This window comes from Dactylosporangium sp. NPDC049525 (assembly GCF_040676755.1).
In the GTDB taxonomy this organism is placed as follows: Bacteria; Actinomycetota; Actinomycetes; order Mycobacteriales; family Micromonosporaceae; genus Dactylosporangium.
On sequence record NZ_JBFAPO010000036.1, the window covers coordinates 99,623 to 116,493 of the forward strand.

The 16,871-nt window shown below is 71.4% G+C and carries 17 protein-coding genes and 1 pseudogene; 11 read left to right on the forward strand and 7 right to left on the reverse strand.

Annotated features, from left to right (window positions below):
• Window positions 1–54: 54 nt before the first annotated feature.
• Genes AB0K00_RS37780 through AB0K00_RS37790 form a run of 3 tightly spaced genes read left to right on the forward strand, consistent with a single transcriptional unit; the run spans window position 55 to window position 3,808 of the window.
• The gene (locus AB0K00_RS37780; RefSeq protein WP_327011553.1) at window positions 55–312 is read left to right on the forward strand and encodes a hypothetical protein; all 258 of its coding nucleotides are present in this window, start codon (window positions 55–57) and stop codon (window positions 310–312) included.
• Window positions 313–371: 59 nt separating this feature from the next.
• Complete coding sequence (locus tag AB0K00_RS37785) at window positions 372–2,063, forward strand: ABC transporter ATP-binding protein (RefSeq protein WP_363530958.1); 1,692 nt, start codon at window positions 372–374, stop codon at window positions 2,061–2,063.
• Window positions 2,063–3,808 carry an ABC transporter ATP-binding protein gene (locus AB0K00_RS37790; protein ID WP_363530961.1) on the forward strand — a complete coding sequence of 582 codons (1,746 nt, stop codon included), beginning with the start codon at window positions 2,063–2,065 and terminating at the stop codon, window positions 3,806–3,808. The genes AB0K00_RS37785 and AB0K00_RS37790 overlap by 1 nt, the downstream gene beginning before the upstream one ends.
• Here AB0K00_RS37790 and AB0K00_RS37795 read toward each other — a convergent pair.
• Both AB0K00_RS37795 and ybaK read right to left on the reverse strand, forming a co-directional pair.
• Complete coding sequence (locus tag AB0K00_RS37795) at window positions 3,754–4,140, reverse strand: DUF1707 domain-containing protein (protein ID WP_363530964.1); 387 nt, start codon at window positions 4,138–4,140, stop codon at window positions 3,754–3,756. The genes AB0K00_RS37790 and AB0K00_RS37795 overlap by 55 nt on opposite strands.
• Before the next feature lie 2 nt (window positions 4,141–4,142).
• Complete coding sequence (ybaK, locus tag AB0K00_RS37800) at window positions 4,143–4,622, reverse strand: Cys-tRNA(Pro) deacylase (RefSeq protein WP_363530967.1); 480 nt, start codon at window positions 4,620–4,622, stop codon at window positions 4,143–4,145.
• A 17-nt stretch (window positions 4,623–4,639) separates the two neighbouring features.
• Here ybaK and AB0K00_RS37805 point away from each other — a divergent pair, with 17 nt between their 5' ends.
• Complete coding sequence (locus AB0K00_RS37805) at window positions 4,640–5,386, forward strand: hypothetical protein (protein ID WP_363530970.1); 747 nt, start codon at window positions 4,640–4,642, stop codon at window positions 5,384–5,386.
• On the opposite strand, the gene AB0K00_RS37810 is transcribed toward AB0K00_RS37805, so the two are convergent.
• Together AB0K00_RS37810 and AB0K00_RS37815 are read right to left on the reverse strand one after the other, a co-directional pair.
• Entirely contained in the window at window positions 5,380–6,555 is a 1,176-nt protein-coding gene (locus tag AB0K00_RS37810; protein ID WP_363530973.1) for a class I SAM-dependent methyltransferase, read from the reverse strand. The two genes, AB0K00_RS37805 and AB0K00_RS37810, sit on opposite strands and share 7 nt — an antisense overlap.
• A 3-nt stretch (window positions 6,556–6,558) precedes the next feature.
• Window positions 6,559–7,323, reverse strand: coding sequence for a hypothetical protein (locus AB0K00_RS37815; RefSeq protein WP_363530976.1), 765 nt, complete (start codon window positions 7,321–7,323; stop codon window positions 6,559–6,561).
• A 230-nt stretch (window positions 7,324–7,553) separates the two neighbouring features.
• Here AB0K00_RS37815 and groES point away from each other — a divergent pair, with 230 nt between their 5' ends.
• The 3 genes from groES to AB0K00_RS37830 all read left to right on the forward strand — a co-directional run bounded on the left by groES (window position 7,554) and on the right by AB0K00_RS37830 (window position 11,214).
• On the forward strand, window positions 7,554–7,868 hold the full coding sequence (gene groES / locus AB0K00_RS37820; RefSeq protein ID WP_203845131.1) for a co-chaperone GroES: 315 nt from the start codon (window positions 7,554–7,556) through the stop codon (window positions 7,866–7,868).
• A gap of 93 nt (window positions 7,869–7,961) precedes the next feature.
• Window positions 7,962–9,605, forward strand: a complete 1,644-nt coding sequence (gene groL / locus AB0K00_RS37825) for a chaperonin GroEL (RefSeq protein WP_363530979.1) — start codon at window positions 7,962–7,964, stop codon at window positions 9,603–9,605.
• A gap of 55 nt (window positions 9,606–9,660) precedes the next feature.
• Window positions 9,661–11,214: a molybdopterin-dependent oxidoreductase gene (locus AB0K00_RS37830; RefSeq protein ID WP_363530981.1), complete on the forward strand. Its 1,554-nt coding sequence runs from the start codon at window positions 9,661–9,663 to the stop codon at window positions 11,212–11,214.
• A 193-nt stretch (window positions 11,215–11,407) separates the two neighbouring features.
• Here AB0K00_RS37830 and AB0K00_RS37835 read toward each other — a convergent pair.
• Window positions 11,408–11,755, reverse strand: a pseudogene (locus tag AB0K00_RS37835) (WhiB family transcriptional regulator); the annotation flags it as partial.
• Window positions 11,756–11,935: 180 nt separating this feature from the next.
• Here AB0K00_RS37835 and AB0K00_RS37840 point away from each other — a divergent pair.
• Window positions 11,936–12,694 carry a LuxR C-terminal-related transcriptional regulator gene (locus AB0K00_RS37840; protein ID WP_363530984.1) on the forward strand — a complete coding sequence of 253 codons (759 nt, stop codon included), beginning with the start codon at window positions 11,936–11,938 and terminating at the stop codon, window positions 12,692–12,694.
• Window positions 12,695–12,758: 64 nt separating this feature from the next.
• Here AB0K00_RS37840 and AB0K00_RS37845 read toward each other — a convergent pair whose 3' ends face one another.
• Window positions 12,759–13,151, reverse strand: a complete 393-nt coding sequence (locus AB0K00_RS37845; RefSeq protein ID WP_033357617.1) for a DUF5319 domain-containing protein — start codon at window positions 13,149–13,151, stop codon at window positions 12,759–12,761.
• A gap of 166 nt (window positions 13,152–13,317) precedes the next feature.
• On the opposite strand from AB0K00_RS37845, the gene guaB reads away from it, so the two are divergent.
• Both guaB and AB0K00_RS37855 read left to right on the forward strand, forming a co-directional pair.
• Window positions 13,318–14,811, forward strand: a complete 1,494-nt coding sequence (guaB, locus tag AB0K00_RS37850; RefSeq protein WP_363530987.1) for an IMP dehydrogenase — start codon at window positions 13,318–13,320, stop codon at window positions 14,809–14,811.
• A 44-nt stretch (window positions 14,812–14,855) separates the two neighbouring features.
• Window positions 14,856–15,974: a GuaB3 family IMP dehydrogenase-related protein gene (locus AB0K00_RS37855; protein ID WP_363530989.1), complete on the forward strand. Its 1,119-nt coding sequence runs from the start codon at window positions 14,856–14,858 to the stop codon at window positions 15,972–15,974.
• 68 nt (window positions 15,975–16,042) lie between these two features.
• Here the strand turns inward: AB0K00_RS37855 and AB0K00_RS37860 are convergent, their stop codons facing one another.
• Window positions 16,043–16,456 (reverse strand): roadblock/LC7 domain-containing protein, encoded by a 414-nt coding sequence (locus AB0K00_RS37860; protein ID WP_203845159.1) that lies wholly within the window; start codon window positions 16,454–16,456, stop codon window positions 16,043–16,045.
• A 90-nt stretch (window positions 16,457–16,546) separates the two neighbouring features.
• Between AB0K00_RS37860 and AB0K00_RS37865 the strand changes: the two genes are divergently transcribed.
• Window positions 16,547–16,837 carry a hypothetical protein gene (locus AB0K00_RS37865; RefSeq protein ID WP_363530992.1) on the forward strand — a complete coding sequence of 97 codons (291 nt, stop codon included), beginning with the start codon at window positions 16,547–16,549 and terminating at the stop codon, window positions 16,835–16,837.
• The last annotated feature ends 34 nt before the right edge of the window (window positions 16,838–16,871 follow it).

Sequence of the window (16,871 nt, forward strand, 5' to 3'; positions counted from 1 at the left end):
GGGTTCTGAAGCGAGGAAGGCAAGTGTGCGGCCATGGGAGTAGAGTCCAGCGCCGTGATCGTGCGCATGTGGGAGGTCCGGGCACACCCCGAGGCGTTCGGCGAACTGCTGTCCTGGGTGTGCGAGGCAATGCTGCCCAAGGTCGAGGTCCACCCGATGCACATCTCCAGCGAGGTGTACTCCTCCACGGACCACCGGCTCGTCGTCATCTCCAAATGGCGCGGCAGCACCCCGGAGGAATTCACCGACCCACCGTCGCACCTCGTCTCCCGCCGCCCCCAGGCATGGGATTTCACCGAGGTCGACCGCTAGCCCACGGGCTGGAAAATGTAAGGCGCGGTGACGGCCACCCGGGTTACCGTCGGCTGGCCATGAAACGGTTGCCGCTCGATGACCCCGGTGAGCCCGACAGCAGATCTGCCGCCCGCTACCTGCTGTGGGTGCTGCGCAACCAGCTCCCGACGATCCTGCCCGGGGTCGCGCTCGGCATCGTCTGGATGGTCAGCCAGGCCCTCGTCCCGGCCGCGCTCGGCGCCGGCGTCGACGCCCTCACCACCCACGACCGCACCGCCCTGCTCGGTGCCGGCGGTGCCCTGCTCGGCCTCGGCATCGTCACCGCCGTCAGCGGCATCATGCGGCACCGGTTCGCCGTCACCAACTTCCTCAGCGCCGGCTTCCGCACCATGCAGGTCACCGCCCGGCACGCGACCCGCCTCGGCGCGACCCTGCCGAAGAAGGTCGCCACCGGTGAGGTCGTCAGCATCGGCACCACCGACTTCGACCACGTCGGCTACTCGATGGACGTCAGCGCCCGCGCCGGCGGTGCCGTCGTCGCGATCATCGTCGTCGTCGTCCTGCTGCTCGACGTCTCGGTGCCCCTCGGCCTCGTCGTCGTCATCGGCGTGCCGCTGCTCGTGGCCGTCGTCGGGCTGCTGCTCAAGCCCCTCCACCAGCGCCGCCGCGCCCAGCGCGACCTCGCCGGCGCCCTCACCGGCCGCGCCGCCGACATCGTCTCCGGCCTGCGGATCCTGCGCGGCATCGGCGGCGAGGACGTGGTGTCCGGCCGCTACCGGGCCGAGTCGCAACAGGTCCGCGCCGCCGGCGTCCGCGTCGCCAAGGTCGAGACCCTCCTCGAAGGCGCGCAGATCCTGCTCCCCGGCCTGTTCGTCGCCCTCGTCACCTGGCTCGGCGCCAGATTCGCCGTCGCCGGCAAGATCACACCCGGCGAGCTCGTCGCCTTCTACGCCTACGCCGTGTTCCTCGTCAGTCCACTGCGGACACTGACCGAGTTCGCGGAGAAACTCACCCGCGGCCTCGTCGCCGCCGGCCGCGTCGTGTCCCTCCTGCGCGTCGAACCCGAACTCCGCGACCCCGCGAAACCCGTCCCCGTCGTCGGCGGCGACCTCGACGACCCCACCTCCGGCTTCGTCGCCGAGCGGGGCCTGCTCACCGCGATCGCCGCCGCCCGCCCCGAGGACGCCGCCGCCATCGCCGACCGGATCGGCCTGCTCGACGACACGTCCGAGGCGCGGCTGCGCGGCACGCCGCTGCGGCACCACACCGTCGACGACGTCCGCTCCCACATCGTCGTCGCAGACAACGACGACCGCCTCTTCCGCGGACGCCTGCACGACGAGCTCGGCGACCGGCCCGCCGCCGTCCTCGCCGCCCTCGACACCGCCGCCGCACGCGACATCGTCGACGCGCTCCCCGACGGGCTCGACGCCGAGATCGCCGAACGCGGCCGCGACTTCTCCGGCGGCCAGCAGCAGCGCCTGCGCCTGGTGCGTGCCCTCGCCCTCGACCCGCCCGTCCTCGTCCTCGTCGAGCCGACCAGCGCCGTCGACACCCACACCGAGGCCCTGATCGCCCGCAACCTCGCCACCGCCCGGGCCGGCCGGACCACCGTCGTGTGCACCACCAGCCCGCTCCTGCTCGACAGCGCCGACACCGTGGCGTTCGTCGACGTCGCCGGCCGGGTGGCCGCCACCGGCACCCACCGCGAGCTGCTCGACACCTGCCCCGCCTACGTCGCGACCGTCACCAGGGAGGAGGACGCCTGATGCTGCTGCCCATCGCCACCGGCGCCGAGATCCGCGCCTACCTGCGTCGCCTCATGAAGGCCCACCCGCGGATGCTCGCGCTCGTCGTCACCCTGCACGTCAGCGCCGCCGTCGCCGGCCTCGTCACCCCCCGCCTGCTGGGCGACCTGGTCGAGAAGACCTCCGCCGGCACCACCACCTGGACCGTCGACCGCATCGCCCTCACCATCACCGGGTTCGTCGTGGTCGTGTCGGTGCTGGTGCGCTACGCCCGGCTCGCCTCCGCCCGCCTCGGCGAGCAGGTCCTCGCCACCCTTCGCGAGGAGTTCGTCGACCGGGTCCTCGCCGTGCCACCGTCGACAGTGGAGCGTGCCGGCACCGGCGACCTGCTCACCCGCGCCTCCCGCGACGTCGAAGGCACCTCCGACACGGTCCGTTTCGCGCTGCCCGAGGTCGTCGTCGGCATCCTGCAGGTCGTCCTCACCATCGGCGCCATCGCCCTCGTCTCGCCGCTCCTGCTGCTGCCGGCGCTCATCGCCGTGCCCGTCCTGTGGTTCAGCTCCCGGTGGTATTTCCGCCGCGCACCCGCCGGCTACCTCGCCTCCAGCGCCGCGTTCGCCCAGCTCACCGACGGCCTCGCGGAAACCGTCGAGGGCGCGCGCACCGTCGACGTGCTGCGCCTGCGGCAACGGCGCTTGGACCGTACCCAGGACCACCTGCGCGGCATGTACGCCACCTACCTGTACACGCTGCGACTGCGCACCGTCTGGTTCCCGCTGACCGAGTTCGGCTACGTGCTGCCCGGCGCCGTCACCCTCGTGGCCGGCGGCTGGTTCGTCGTCGAGGGCTGGGCCACCGTCGGCCAGGTCACCGCCGCCGTCCTGTACTTCCTCGCCCTCATCGACCCCCTCGACCGGGTCCTGTCCTGGTTCGACCACCTGCAGATCGGCTTCGCCTCCTTCGCCCGCATCGTCGGCATCCAGTCCGTCGCCGTCCCGGCCCCCGTGGCCACCGCGGCGCCGTCGAGCGAGCAGATCGTGGCCCGGGGCGTGCGGTATGCGTACGTCGACGGCCGCGACGTCCTGCACGGCATCGACCTGGAGATCCGGCCGGGCGAACGGCTCGCCGTCGTCGGGCCGTCCGGCGCCGGCAAGTCGACCCTCGGCAGGCTCCTGGCCGGCATCCACGCCCCGGGCTCCGGCACCGTCACCGTCGGCGGCGTCCCCCTCGCCGACCTGCCCCTGTCCGAGCTGCGCCGGCACGTCGCCCTCGTCACCCAGGAACACCACGTCTTCCTCGGCACCGTCCGCGACAACCTCATCCTCGCCCGCCCCTCCGCCGGGACCGAGGACCTGCGCCGGGCCCTCGCCACCGTCGACGCCCTCGACTGGGTCGACGCCCTCCCCGACGGCCTCGACACGACCCTCGGCGAGCCGCCCCTGTCACCGGCGCAGGCGCAGCAGCTCGCGCTCGCCCGTCTCGTCCTTGCCGACCCGCACACCCTGGTGCTGGACGAGGCGACGTCCCTCATCGACCCGCGTGCCGCCCGCCACCTGGAGCGCTCCCTCGCCGGTGCGCTCCACGGCCGCACGGTGATCGCGATCGCCCACCGGCTCTTCTCCGCCCACGACGCCGACCGGGTCGCCGTCGTGGAGGACGGCCGGATCACGGAACTGGGCAGCCACGACGAGCTGGTCGCCGCCGGCGGCGCCTACGCCGCCCTCTGGCGCTCCTGGCACGGCACCGACCGCCAGCCCACCGCCTGACGCCCTCGGCCTTCACGGTCGAGCGCGGGGCGGCCGGCTCGCGCGGTCAGTGGAACGCGGCGTAGACGAGGCCGAGCAGGATGGCCGCGACCAGGGCGATCGCGAACACCAGCAGCACGTGGCGGTTGTTGGCGGCGCCCTTTGCCGGGGCCGGTGGCGGTGGCTGCCGCCTCGGAGGGCAGGGCCGGGAGGTCGTGGGTGGCGGCGCGCAGGTCGTCGAGGGTCTTCGCGGCGAGGACCGTGTCGCAGCGGTCGGCGAACTCGTCCAACGTGAGGCGGCCGACCTGGGTGTGGTGCTGCAGCGCCTCGATGACGCGCTGGCGGTCGCGCATGGTCAGCGGGCCGCGATGTCGGCGAGGACGGCGCCGGTGACCTGGACCAGGTCGTCGGGGGCGAGCTCGATCTGCAGGCCGCGCCGGCCGCCCGAGACGTACATCGTGGACAGTCCGGAAGCCGACGCGTCGATCACGATGGGCAGGCGGGAGCGCTGGCCGACCGGGGAGATGCCGCCCGTCACATAGCCGGTGGCCCGTTCGGCCGCGGCCGGCTCGGCCATCGCGGCGCGTTTGCCGCCCACCGCGGCGGCCAGCGCCTTGAGATCCAGAGACGTCGAAACGGGCACGACACCCACCGTGAGCTGGCCGTCGATGCTCGTGACGAGGGTCTTGAAGAGGCGGGAGGGCTCGACGCCGAGGGCCGCCGCGGCCGCCTCGCCGTAGGAGGCGGCCCGGGGGTCGACCTCATAGGTGTGTGGAGTGAACGCGATCTTCTGCCGCGCCAACAGTGCGGTCGCCGGGGTGCCCTTGCTCGCCACTGGCCCACAATAGCGAGATGCAGATCGGTGCCGTCCAGATGTACCTGGGCTACGGGCACATCTTCCTGGGCGCCACCAGCGGCCGTGACATGTCCGTGTTCGACGGTGACGGGCCGATCACGGCGACCGACCGGCACGTGCGGGTCGCGGCAAGACCGCAGGTCGGGCTGGTCAGGGTGCGGCTGTGGCAGGGGGCCGGGCCGCGGGTGGGCCGGCTGGTGTTCGACGGGGCGCTGGACCTGCCCGACGCCCGGTTCTGTGTGGAGGAGGCGACAGGGCTGTCGCGGTTCGTGACGAAGGTCAGTTCGGTGGAGCCGCGGGTGCTCGTCGCCGTCGACGACCCGGGGCACGCGTCGCGGATCGACGTGGTGCTGGAGCCTGAGTTCGTGCCGCGCAGCGCGCAGGTGTGGACGTCCGGGGATCCGCCGTTTCCGAAGCTGACGGTCGCGCCGACGGCGCCGCGGCACCGGGCCGACGTGTTCGCCGACGCGCTCAACGGGCATGACTTCCCGCGGCGGCGGCTGGCGGCGGCGCTGACGGTGATGGGGGAGGAGCGGCGGGTCCGGGGTTCGGAGCAGATCGTCGCGTTCTTCATCAACGACATCGTCGAGTGGCTGCGCTGGCTGCACGAGCGCATCACCTGGGACATGTGCCGCGAGTCGGGCCGGATGCTGACGGAGCAGCTGGGCCGGCGTCCGCCGGAGGACCTGGCCGACGACGTCCTCATCGACCTGCAGCGCCGCCTGGGCCAGCAGCTCTACTGAGCGGCAGCGCCCCTGGCAGCGGTCCTGGCGAGGGGCCGTAGCAGGAGCACGGCCGGCGCGCCGGCGACCCGGGTCAGCGCGATCACCGCGGCCCGGGTGCCGGACAGGCGCAGCGACCGGCGCAGCTCCTCCACGTCCAACGCCGAGCCGCGTTTCAGGATCGTCAGCGAGCCGACGTCCAGGGCACGCAGCGCGGTCCGCAGCCGCTTCAACGCGACCGGCAGCTGGTCGAGGACCTCGTAGCAGCGCCCGAACGGGGTCGGCACGGGCCCCGCGGTGTACACGTACGCGATGGTGGGGTCGGCGAGCGTGCCGTCGACCGTCGCGGCGAACTCGGCGACGAGATGCGACCGGATCACCGCGCCGTCGGGGTCATACACGAAATTTCCGACAGGTCCGACAGGGGCGGCGGCCACGCCACTGCCGGTCAGCGACACCACCTCCGCACCCTGGAACAGCGTCGCCCGCCGCGGCGCCGCGGCCAGCGGGCCGCACCACGCTGCCGCCTCCACCACGTCACCGTCGACGGAGACCCACTCTCCCTCGGCGCCGGGCGGCAGCAGCGCGTGGTCGATCCCAGGAGCGAGTTTCAACACCGTCATCGGTACCCGGGCGGCCAGCCCGACGACGAAGTCCCACGGCGGCGAGTAGGCGCGGGGGTCGAACACCCGGCGCCCGCCGGAGGTGCGCCGGGCAGGGTCGCAGAACACGGCGTCGACGTCGTCCAGCGGAACTGTCGTGGCGTCGCGGGCCTCCACCTGTACCCCCGGCGCCAGACCCAACGCGAGCACGTTTGCCGACGCGGTCGCGGCCGTCTCGGGTGCGGCGTCGACCGCGTGCACGCGCAAGCCGGCGCGGGCGAAGGCGATGGTGTCCGCGCCGATGCCGCAGCCGAGGTCGGCGACCCGGGTGGCACCCGCGGCCGCGAGCCGGGCCGCCCGCCGGGCCGCGACGGGACCCCGGGTGGCCTGCTCGAGCCCCGCCCGGGTGAAGTGCATCACGGCCGCGTCGGCGCCGAACTTGGCGACCGCCTTGCGCCGCAGTGCCACCTGGGTCAGGGCGGCGGCGGCGAGGTCCGGCGGGAAGCCGGCCGCCCGCAGCGCCGACGCGGCCGCCAGGGGATCACCGTCGGGCAGGGCCGCCGCGGCTTCGAGCGCCTGTTCGAGCATGCGTTATGAGATCCCTAGGATGCCGTTGGCCTTGCCGAGACTCTTCTTGACCTTGAAGGTATAGCTGTCGCCGGCGTTCGACGAGCCGTGCACCAGCCAGTAGTCGCCCTTGTCCTCCTTGGGCTGGCTCTCGGTCCAGTTCGGCGGGGCCTTCTTGCCGCCGTAGGAACTGGCGATCGAGTGGCTGGAGTAGGCGGCCATGCGCTGGGTATTGCCGTTGTACCAGGCGTTGATGAAGTTGTTCACGTAGCTGGAGGCGTCCGACGGGTATTCGGTCTTCTCGATGACCACGTCGGTGACGGCCTGCGGCTTGCCCAGGTTGTGCTCGTCGATCGTGACCTGGAGCTGGTCGCCGTGGTCGTTGCGAAGGATGCACTCGTTGCCGTCCTTCTTCACGTACTTCCAGTTGGTGTCGGCGCCCTTCTCGATGTACTGGAAGTTGGACACGGCGCCGCTGCCGGCCAGCTGCTTGATCCGGCCGGAGTCGTTCTTGGTCCAGGCGGTGACGGCGGCCTGGCAGTAGCTCTTGGCGTCACCCGGGTAGGTGGGCGCGGCGGGGCTCTTGTCCGCGGTGGCGGTGCCCTGGCTGCCGCCGCTCGAGGGGGACGCGGCGCCGGAGCCGCCGGGGCCCTCGCCGAATGCGGCGGAGTCGGACGGGCCGGTGCTGGCGTCGGCCGCGACCGTGTTGCCGCCGTCCTTCTTGCCGCAGGCGGTGAGGGAACCCACGGCCAGGATGGCGACGATCAGCGTGCCGAGCAGCCTCTTCATACCGCCGAGCGTAGATCGCCGGCAGCGCCCGCGCCCGGGTCCGTCGCCTAGCCGACGACGGGTGATTTCGTGGCGTGTTTGGCACTCTCCTTGACGGAGTGCTAGCCAGCGACATAACCTCCGATTAGCACTCTCGTGTCGAGGGTGCCAGCCAACCGGCTGGAGCCGGCACCCGCGACGACGGCTTCACCGGGCACTCGATAGCGCAAGATTCAATACCCCAGGAGGGTATGCCCGTGACTACCGCGACGAAGGTTGCGATCAAGCCGCTCGAGGACCGCATTCTGGTCCAGGCCAACGAGGCTGAGACGACCACCGCCTCGGGCATCGTCATCCCGGACACCGCCAAGGAGAAGCCCCAGGAGGGCACCGTCCAGGCTGTGGGCCCCGGTCGTATCGACGACAAGGGCAACCGGGTCCCGATCGACGTCAAGGTCGGTGACACCGTCATCTACTCGAAGTACGGCGGCACCGAGGTGAAGTGGGGCGGCCAGGAGTACCTCGTGCTCTCCGCCCGTGACGTCCTCGCGGTCATCGAGAAGTGACCCAGACCAAGTAGCAGCAGTGGCCACCGCCCCGGACCCTTGCGCGCAGCGCTGACGGCCGGGGCGGTGTCGCTTTGAAGGGACATCACAAGCATGGCGAAGATCCTGAGCTTCTCCGACGAGGCGCGCCACCTGCTGGAGCACGGCGTCAACCGCCTGGCCGACACGGTCAAGGTCACGCTCGGCCCGCGCGGTCGCAACGTCGTTCTGGACAAGAAGTTCGGTGCCCCGACCATCACCAACGACGGTGTGACGATCGCCAAAGAGATCGAGCTCACCAACCCTTATGAGAACCTCGGCGCCCAGCTGGTCAAAGAGGTCGCCACCAAGACCAACGACGTCGCCGGTGACGGCACCACCACCGCCACCGTGCTGGCCCAGGCGCTGGTCCGCGAGGGCCTGCGCAACGTGACCGCCGGCACCAACCCGGCCGGTCTCAAGCGCGGCATCGACCTGGCGGCGGCCGCCGTCGTCAAGGCGCTCAAGGAGAAGGCGACCCCGGTCGCCAGCCACACCGAGATCGCCCAGGTCGCGACCATCTCCGCGCAGGACGCCACCATCGGCGACCTGATCGCCTCCGCGATGGAGCAGGTCGGCCGCGACGGCGTCATCACGGTCGAGGAGGGCTCCACCCTCACGACCGAGCTCGAAGTCACCGAGGGCATGCAGTTCGACAAGGGCTACATCTCCCCGCACTTCGTGACCGACGCGGAGTCGCAGGAGGCGGTGCTCGAGGACACCTACGTCCTCGTCACCACCCAGAAGATCGGCGCCATCGAGGAGCTGCTGCCGCTGCTGGAGCAGATCGTCAAGGACAACAAGCCGCTGCTGATCATCGCCGAGGACGTCGAGGGCCAGGCCCTGTCGACGCTCGTGGTCAACGCCATCCGCAAGACCTTCAAGGTCGTCGCGGTCAAGGCGCCCGGCTTCGGCGACCGGCGCAAGGCCATGCTCCAGGACATCTCGATCCTCACCGGCGCTGAGCTCGTCGCCCCCGAGCTGGGCTACAAGCTCGAGTCGGTCGGCACCGAGGTCCTCGGCAAGGCCCGGCGCATCGTCGTGGGCAAGGAGCTCACCACGATCGTCGACGGCGGCGGCGAGAAGAGCGAGGTCTCCGCTCGGGTCGAGCAGCTCCGCAAGGAGATCGAGGCCTCCGACTCCGACTGGGACAAGGAAAAGCTCAACGAGCGGGTCGCCAAGCTCGCCGGTGGGGTCGCGGTCATCAAGGCCGGCGCCGCCACCGAGGTTGAGATGAAGGAGCGCAAGCACCGCATCGAGGACGCGATCTCCGCGACCAAGGCGGCGGTCGAGGAAGGCATCGTCCCCGGCGGCGGCGCCGCCCTAGCCCAGGTGCTCACGGTCCTCGACGGCGACCTCGGCCTGACCGGCGACGAGAAGGTCGGTGTCTCGATCGTGCGCAAGGCGCTCGTCGAGCCGCTGCGCTGGATCGCGCAGAACGCCGGCTTCGACGGCTACGTCGTCGTCGGCAAGGTCACCGGGCTCGACTTCGGCCACGGCCTCGACGCCGCCACCGGCGAATACGTCGACCTGGTCAAGTCCGGCATCGTCGACCCGGTGAAGGTGACCCACAGCGCGGTCTCCAACGCCACGTCGATCGCCGGCCTGCTGCTCACGACCGAGACCCTGATCGTGGAGAAGCCGGCCGCCCCGGAGCCCGCCGCCGCCGGCGGCGGCCACGGCCACGGGCACGGCCACTCGCACGGCCCCGGCTTCTGATTCACGCGACACCGTAGAAGGGCCCGGCGCCATTGCCGGGCCCTTCTCAGTTCTTATGGATCGATTACCGCTCTTGGTGGGTCCTGATCCACGGCGCAGACTGGGAGCCGTGCAGAATCGTAGGAACGCGGCGTTCGCCGGTATCGCGGCCGCCGGGGTGGCGCTCGGCGTCGCCGAGGTCGTGGCGATCCTGACCGGCGCGACCACCTCGCCGCTCGTGTCCGTCGGTGGAGTCGTGATCGACTCGGTGCCGGCGTCCGTCAAGGACTTCGCGGTGTCGGTCTTCTACACCTACGACAAGATCGCGCTGCAGGTCGGCACGCTGCTGATCCTCGCCGTCTTCGCCGCCGCCGTCGGGGTCGCCGCGACCCGCCGGATGGTGTTCGGGTATGCCGGCATCGGCCTCTTCGCCCTCGTCGGTGCCGTCGCCGCGCTCACCCGCCACGCCGCGCCCTGGTATGCGTTCGTGCCCACGCTCGTCGGTGCCGCCGCCGGCGCCGCCGTCCTGCACTGGCTGCTCGTACGGCCGCCGGTCGAGACGTATGACGAACGCCGGTTCTTCCTGCGCGCTGCCGGCGGCACCCTCGCCGCCGCGTTCGTCGTCGGCCTGACCGCCCGCTGGTGGGCGACCCGTCGCGGCGTCGAGGCCGACCGCGCCGCCGTGCAGATCCCCCCGGTGCCCGACACCGCCACGCCGCTGCCGCCGGAGGCCGACGCGGGCCTGCCCGATCTGGCCCCGTTCGTCACCCCGAACAAGGATTTCTACCTCATCGACACCACCCTCGTCGTGCCGCAGGTGTCGTCGGAGGACTGGACGCTGCGCATCCACGGGCGGGTCGAGCGGCCGCTCACCCTGACCTTCGAGCAGCTGCTCAAGCGTCCGATGATCGAGCGGTACGTGACGCTCGCCTGCGTCTCCAACGACGTCGGCGGCGGCCTCATCGGCAACGCGAAATGGCAGGGCGTGCGCATCGCCGACCTGCTCGACGAGGTCCGCCCGAAGGCCGGCGCCGACCAGGTGGTCAGCAGGTCCGTCGACGGGTGGACCGCCGGCACGCCGACCGCGGTGCTGCGCGACGGCAGGGACGCGATGCTCGCCATCGCGATGAACGGCGAGCCGCTGCCGATCGAGCACGGTTTCCCGGTCCGCATGGTGGTGCCGGGCCTCTATGGATACGTGTCGGCCACGAAATGGCTCGCCGAGCTGGAGCTGTCGTCGTTCGCCGATTTCGATGCGTACTGGATCAACCGCGGCTGGGCACGAGAAGGCCCGATCAAGACCCAGTCGCGGATCGACACCCCGCGCGACGGCGGTAACCCCGCCGCGGGGCAGGTCATGATCGCCGGGGTCGCCTGGGCGCAGCACCGCGGCATCTCCAAGGTCGAGGTCCGCGTCGACGACGGCCCCTGGCAGGAGGCGAAACTCGCCGCCGTGCCGTCGATCGACACGTGGCGGCAGTGGACGCTGCCGTGGACCGCGACCCGGGGCAAGCACCGGCTGACGGTGCGGGCCACCGACAACGGCGGCGACACCCAGACCGACGCCGTGGCGCCGCCGGATCCCGACGGCGCCACCGGATGGCATTCGGTGCAGGTCGACGTGCGCTGACCCGGACCCAGTGAGCGGGCCCGGACAGTGAGCGGGCCCGACCTGTGTGTGGTCGGGCCCGATGAGCGCGGTGGTTGGGGTGGGTCTACCTCGCGGCGGGGCGGGCGCGGTCGGCGCCGGCACGGCGGCGCTGGGCTGGCACGTTCGGCGCGGGATGGGTGCGGACCGTGCGCAGCGGCACCAGCGGCGGTGCGGGGCGCAGCCCCAGCTTCGCCTCCAGGCGCGACACGTCGACCGTCGTGCGACCCCGGTCGGCGCAGTCCTCCCAGCCGACGGCCAGCAGCCGAAGCCGCTCTCCCTCGCTGAAGCCGCCCCAGACGCCATACGGCTCCCGGGTCGCGAGGGCCTGCGCGGCGCACTGCGCCCGGACCGGGCAGCCGCGGCAGACGTTCTTCGCCGCGGTTTCCCGCCGGCCGCGCGACGCGCCGCGCTCACCGTCCGGGTGGAAGAACTGTGCACTGTCGCGCCCGCGGCACAAACCGAGACGCTGCCAGTCCCAAACGTCCGCGATCGGGCCGGGCAGTCGAGTCACATTCGTCATTCGCCCCTCCTTCCTAGCTTGCGGACTGGAATTCGCGAGTCGCACAGTCCCTGTACAACGCGCGAGACCGCCGCAGGTAACGGGATGTCGTCGGTCAATTTCTCGTAGGCCAATCGCGGCGAAACCACGTCTAGATCTCGCCATTTCGTGTTTCTCTCTTTGAGAGAGAGGAGCACGACGGTGCGTACGATTTTGGTGTGTGTGCGAACACAGGTCGCGGCACAGACGGTCGCAGCAGCCGCGGCGAGGCTCGGGGTGGCACACGCGGTGCGGACCGCCGTCACGATGGTCGAGGCCTTGGCCCGACTCAGTGAGCAGCCCGCGGACCTGGTGCTGGCCGACCCGACCCTGGCCCGGCCGGACAGTGCGGAGTTCTCCCGCCGTGTCCTGGCGGTGTCGCCCGGCTCGACGGTGGTCTTCTTCGGCACGGAGGAGCCGCGCGCGGCGGCCGCGGCGATCGCTGCCGGTGCCCGGGCGGTCATCCGGGTCGACACGGCGGACCCGGTGACCACGCTGGCGAAGGCGGTGCTGCTGGTGCTGAGCCAGGTCGGCCGCAGCAACGGCGACCCGGTCCTGCCCGCGCGGGTCGGCACGCCGACCCAGACGGCCGGCGGGGTGCTCCCGGCGGGCCGGGGACTGCCCGGCGCCGCGAGGACCGCGGTGGGGATGCCCGGTGCGCGTGTCGCGGGTGCCGGCGTGCCACAGCAGCGCGGCGACGTGCCCGGCGAACCACCGCGGCGGCGCGTCGAGCTGACCGAACGCGAGCTGCAGGTGCTGCGCGGCATGGCCGACGGCAAGAGCAACGCCGAGATCGGTCGGGAGCTCTTCGTCTCCGAGGACACGGTCAAGACGCACGCTCGCCGGCTGTTCCGGAAGCTGGGAGCGCGTGACCGGGCACACGCCGTTGCGGCGGCCTTCCGTGCCGGGCTGGTGAGTTAGCGCTCCTGTGCATGCCGCGTCGGTACCCCACCCGCGGCAAACCTAAACGAGGGCCGCTACCGGCTCAGCCGTCGTTGTCGTCCGTCGCACTCGCAAGTGCGTCATGGACCCCGTCAGCGTAACCCCGCGCGTATTCCCATGTGACGTAATGGTCAGGGTCCGGGTCGAACGCCGGCTCGTGCACCCGCGGCCGGCCCGACGTGAGCAGGTGCTTCAGGTTTCCCCGTAGCAGGTCCCAGTCGAAGTAATGCGGCTCGTGGCAGTCCTCGCACTCGATGACGAGCCCACGGACGCCGATCGCCGTGAGCAGCGCCTGGTAGATCTCGAGGTCGGCAAGGTCCTCGAGAACGTCCTGGCGCTCGGCGGCGGTCAACGGGTCGTCGGCACCACTGTCGTCGAGCTCGGCCGAAGGATCGGCCGGGTCACCGGCGAAGGGGTCGATGGGCTCTTCGTGCACGCCTCAACGGTAGCCCCAATACCCGCGCGTGTGGGGCTCGGTATGCAGAGCGGTGGTCGGGGCGGAGTTAGCCACGGCACGTCCGGCTATGGCGGAGGGGTGCGCCGCCAGGGCAGAAGTACGATGAGACGCACCCGCCGGACGACCGAGAGCTGGGATGCGCTTCATGGATTTCTCGCCGCGACCTGACGTGCTGCCTTTGGGCCTGACCTTCGACGACGTGCTGCTGCTGCCGGGCGAGTCCGACGTCGTGCCGAGCGCCGTCGACACGTCGAGCCACGTCACCCGGAACATCACCCTGCGGATCCCGTTGATCTCCAGCGCGATGGACACGGTGACCGAGGCCCGGATGGCGATCGCCATGGCACGGCAGGGCGGCATCGGCACGCTGCACCGCAACCTGTCGATCGAGGACCAGGCGCAGCAGGTCGATCTGGTGAAGCGGTCCGAGGCAGGGATGGTCACCAACCCGATCACCTGCTCGCCCGACGACACCCTCGGCGAGGTCGACAAGCTCTGCGGGCGGTATCGCATCTCCGGCGTCCCGGTCGTCGACGCCGCCGGCCAGCTGGTGGGCATCGTCACCAACCGTGACATGCGGTTCGTCTCCGATCCGGCCACCCCGGTCCACGAGATCATGACCGTCACGCCGCTCTACACGGCGCTCGTCGGGGTCAGCAAGGACGAGGCCCGCGCGCTGCTGCGCAAGCACAAGATCGAGAAGCTGCCGATCGTCGACAACGCCGGCAAGCTCCGCGGCCTGATCACGGTCAAGGACTTCTCCAAGAGCGAGAAGTTCCCGCACGCCACGAAGGACGACGCCGGCCGGCTCCGGGTCGCCGCCGCGGTGGGGGTCGGCGACGACTCCTACAAGCGCGCCCGCACCCTCATCGACGCGGGTCTCGACATCGTCATGGTCGACACCGCGCACGGGCACAACCGGCAGGTCGTCGAGATGGTCGCCCGGCTCAAGAAGGAGACCACCGTCGACGTCGTCGGCGGCAACGTGGCGACCTATGCCGGCGCGAAGGCCCTCGCCGAGGCGGGTGCCGACGCGGTCAAGGTCGGCGTCGGCCCGGGCTCCATCTGCACCACCCGCGTCGTCGCCGGCGTCGGCGTGCCGCAGATCACGGCCATCATGGAGGCATCCCGCGCCTGCGCCCCGCTCGGCGTGCCGGTCATCGGCGACGGCGGCATGCAGTATTCCGGCGACATCGCCAAGGCGATCGTGGCCGGCGCCGACACCGTCATGCTCGGCAGCCTCCTCGCCGGCTGCGAGGAGAGCCCCGGCGACCTGATCTTCATCAACGGCAAGCAGTTCAAGTCCTACCGGGGCATGGGCTCGCTCGGCGCGATGCAGTCCCGCGGCCAGGCCAGGTCGTATTCCAAGGACCGCTACTTCCAGGACGACGTCCTGTCCGACGACAAGCTGGTGCCCGAGGGCATCGAGGGCCAGGTCCCCTTCCGCGGCCCCCTCGCCGCGGTGGCCCATCAGCTCGTCGGCGGACTGCGCTCCGGCATGGGCTTCGTGGGGGCCGCCACCGTCCCCGACATGCACGAGCGGGGTCAACTCATCCGGATCACCGCGGCCGGGCTCAAGGAGAGCCACCCGCACGACATCCAGATGACCGTCGAGGCACCCAACTACCACTCGCGGTAGCACACCCCCAGCAGCCCCAACACAAGCAATGGCAGGAGCGGCAAATGCGTGACGTGGTCGAGATCGGGCTGAGCAAGAGCGCCCGGCGTGGCTACCACCTGGACGACATCGCGATCGTTCCGACACGGCGCACCCGTGACGTCGACGACGTGTCGACCAACTGGCAGCTCGACGCGTACCCGTTCAAGATCCCATGCGTGGCGCACCCCTCCGACGCCACCATGAGTCCGGCGACCGCGGTCGAGCTCGGCCGCCTCGGCGGGCTCGGCGTGCTCAACGTCGAGGGCCTCTGGACCCGCTACACGGACCCGAGCAAGATCCTCGAGGAGCTGTCCGACCTGGACGACGACTCGCGGGCCACCAGGCGCCTCCAGGAGGTGTATGCGGAGCCGATCAAGCCCGAGCTCATCGGCGAGCGGGTCAAGGAGATCCGCGACGGCGGCGTCACCGTCGCCGTCCGCGTCTCGCCGCAGCACACCCTCGCCCTGGCCCCGGTCATCCTCGACGCGGGCGTCGACCTGCTGGTCATCCAGGGCACCCTCGTCTCCGCCGAGCACGTGTCGACGACTGACGAGCCGCTCAACCTCAAGGAGTTCATCGCCGACCTGGACCTGCCGGTCATCGTCGGCGGCTGCACCAACTACCAGACGGCGCTGCACCTGATGCGCACCGGCGCCGCCGGTGTCATCGTCGGCATCGGCGCCGACGAGTGGTCGACGACCGACCGGGTCCTCGGCATCCGCGTGCCGATGGCCACCGCCATCGCCGACGCCGCCGACGCCCGCCGCGACTACCTCGACGAGACCGGCGGCCGGTATGTGCACATCATCGCCGACGGCAACCTGCAGACGTCCGGCGACATCGCCAAGGCCCTCGGCTGCGGCGCCGACGCCGTCATGGTCGGCGAGCCGCTGTCCCGTAGCGAGTCCGCCCCCGCCGGCGGCGCCTGGTGGCACTCCGCCGCCAGCCACCCGAAGCTGCCCCGCGGCTCGTTCGGGTCCGCGGAGGAGTCCCTCGGCACCCTGGACAAGGTCCTCTACGGCCCGTCCGAGGACCCCGACGGCGTGCTCAACCTCTTCGGCGGCCTGCGGCGCGCGATGGCCAAGTGCGGCTACCGCGACCTGAAGGAGTTCCAGAAGGTCGGCCTGCTGCTCGACCGCTGACCGGCTGCTCCGCTCCGCGGCGGCCCGGATCCCTTCGAGGGTCCGGGCCGTTCGCGTCGCAGAACAGTTCAGCGGGGGAGGGCCTGCTGGAGCTCGGCGCGCAGCGCGGGGGTGAGCATCTCGCCGGCCTGCTTGGCGAGGCGGGCCATCTCGTAGCCGACGACGCCGATGTCGGCCTCGCGGCCGGCGAGCGTGGCGAGGATCGAACCGTCGCGGATCGTCATGACCAGGAAGAAGCCCTGGCCCATCTCGACCACGGTCTGCTTGACCTCGTCGCCGTCGAAGATGCGGGCGGCACCGCTGGTGACACTCACCAGGCCCGACGTCACGGCGGCCAGCTGGTCCGCGCTGTCCCGGGGCAGATGGTCCGAGACCGCGACCAGCAGGCCGTCGGAGGACACCACCACCGCGTGCGCGATGCCCGGCACCCGTTCGGTGAAGGCGTTGATCAACCAGCTCAGGTCCCGTGCTTGTTGGCTCAGGGTCACGCCGTGCTCCCTCGATGATCGTTGATCGGCACCGTGGGCACCTCATCTTCATTCGCGGCCCGGTGCACGCCACTGTAGAACCGGGTGAGCATGCTGCTGACGCTCGCGGGGTCCGGCTCGGTGTGCGACGCCACCATGATCGGTTGCGTCACGTCGGGCACGGACGCCTGCCCGGTGTCACCCGGCAACTGTGCCAGGGGCACCCGGATCGGCAGGCCGCTGGCGCTCGTGCCAGCGGTCACCGGGGTGCGCTGGGTCGGGATCGTCGGCGTCATCGACGCCGGGGCGTCACCCGCGGCGGCCTTCGACCACCAGCGGGTGCCCTTCGCCGGCGGCGCGGCATTGCCCCGCGCCGCCCCCCCGCTGAAGTGCTAGGCCCCGCGGGGTGCCCGCCCCGGCGCCGGCGCGG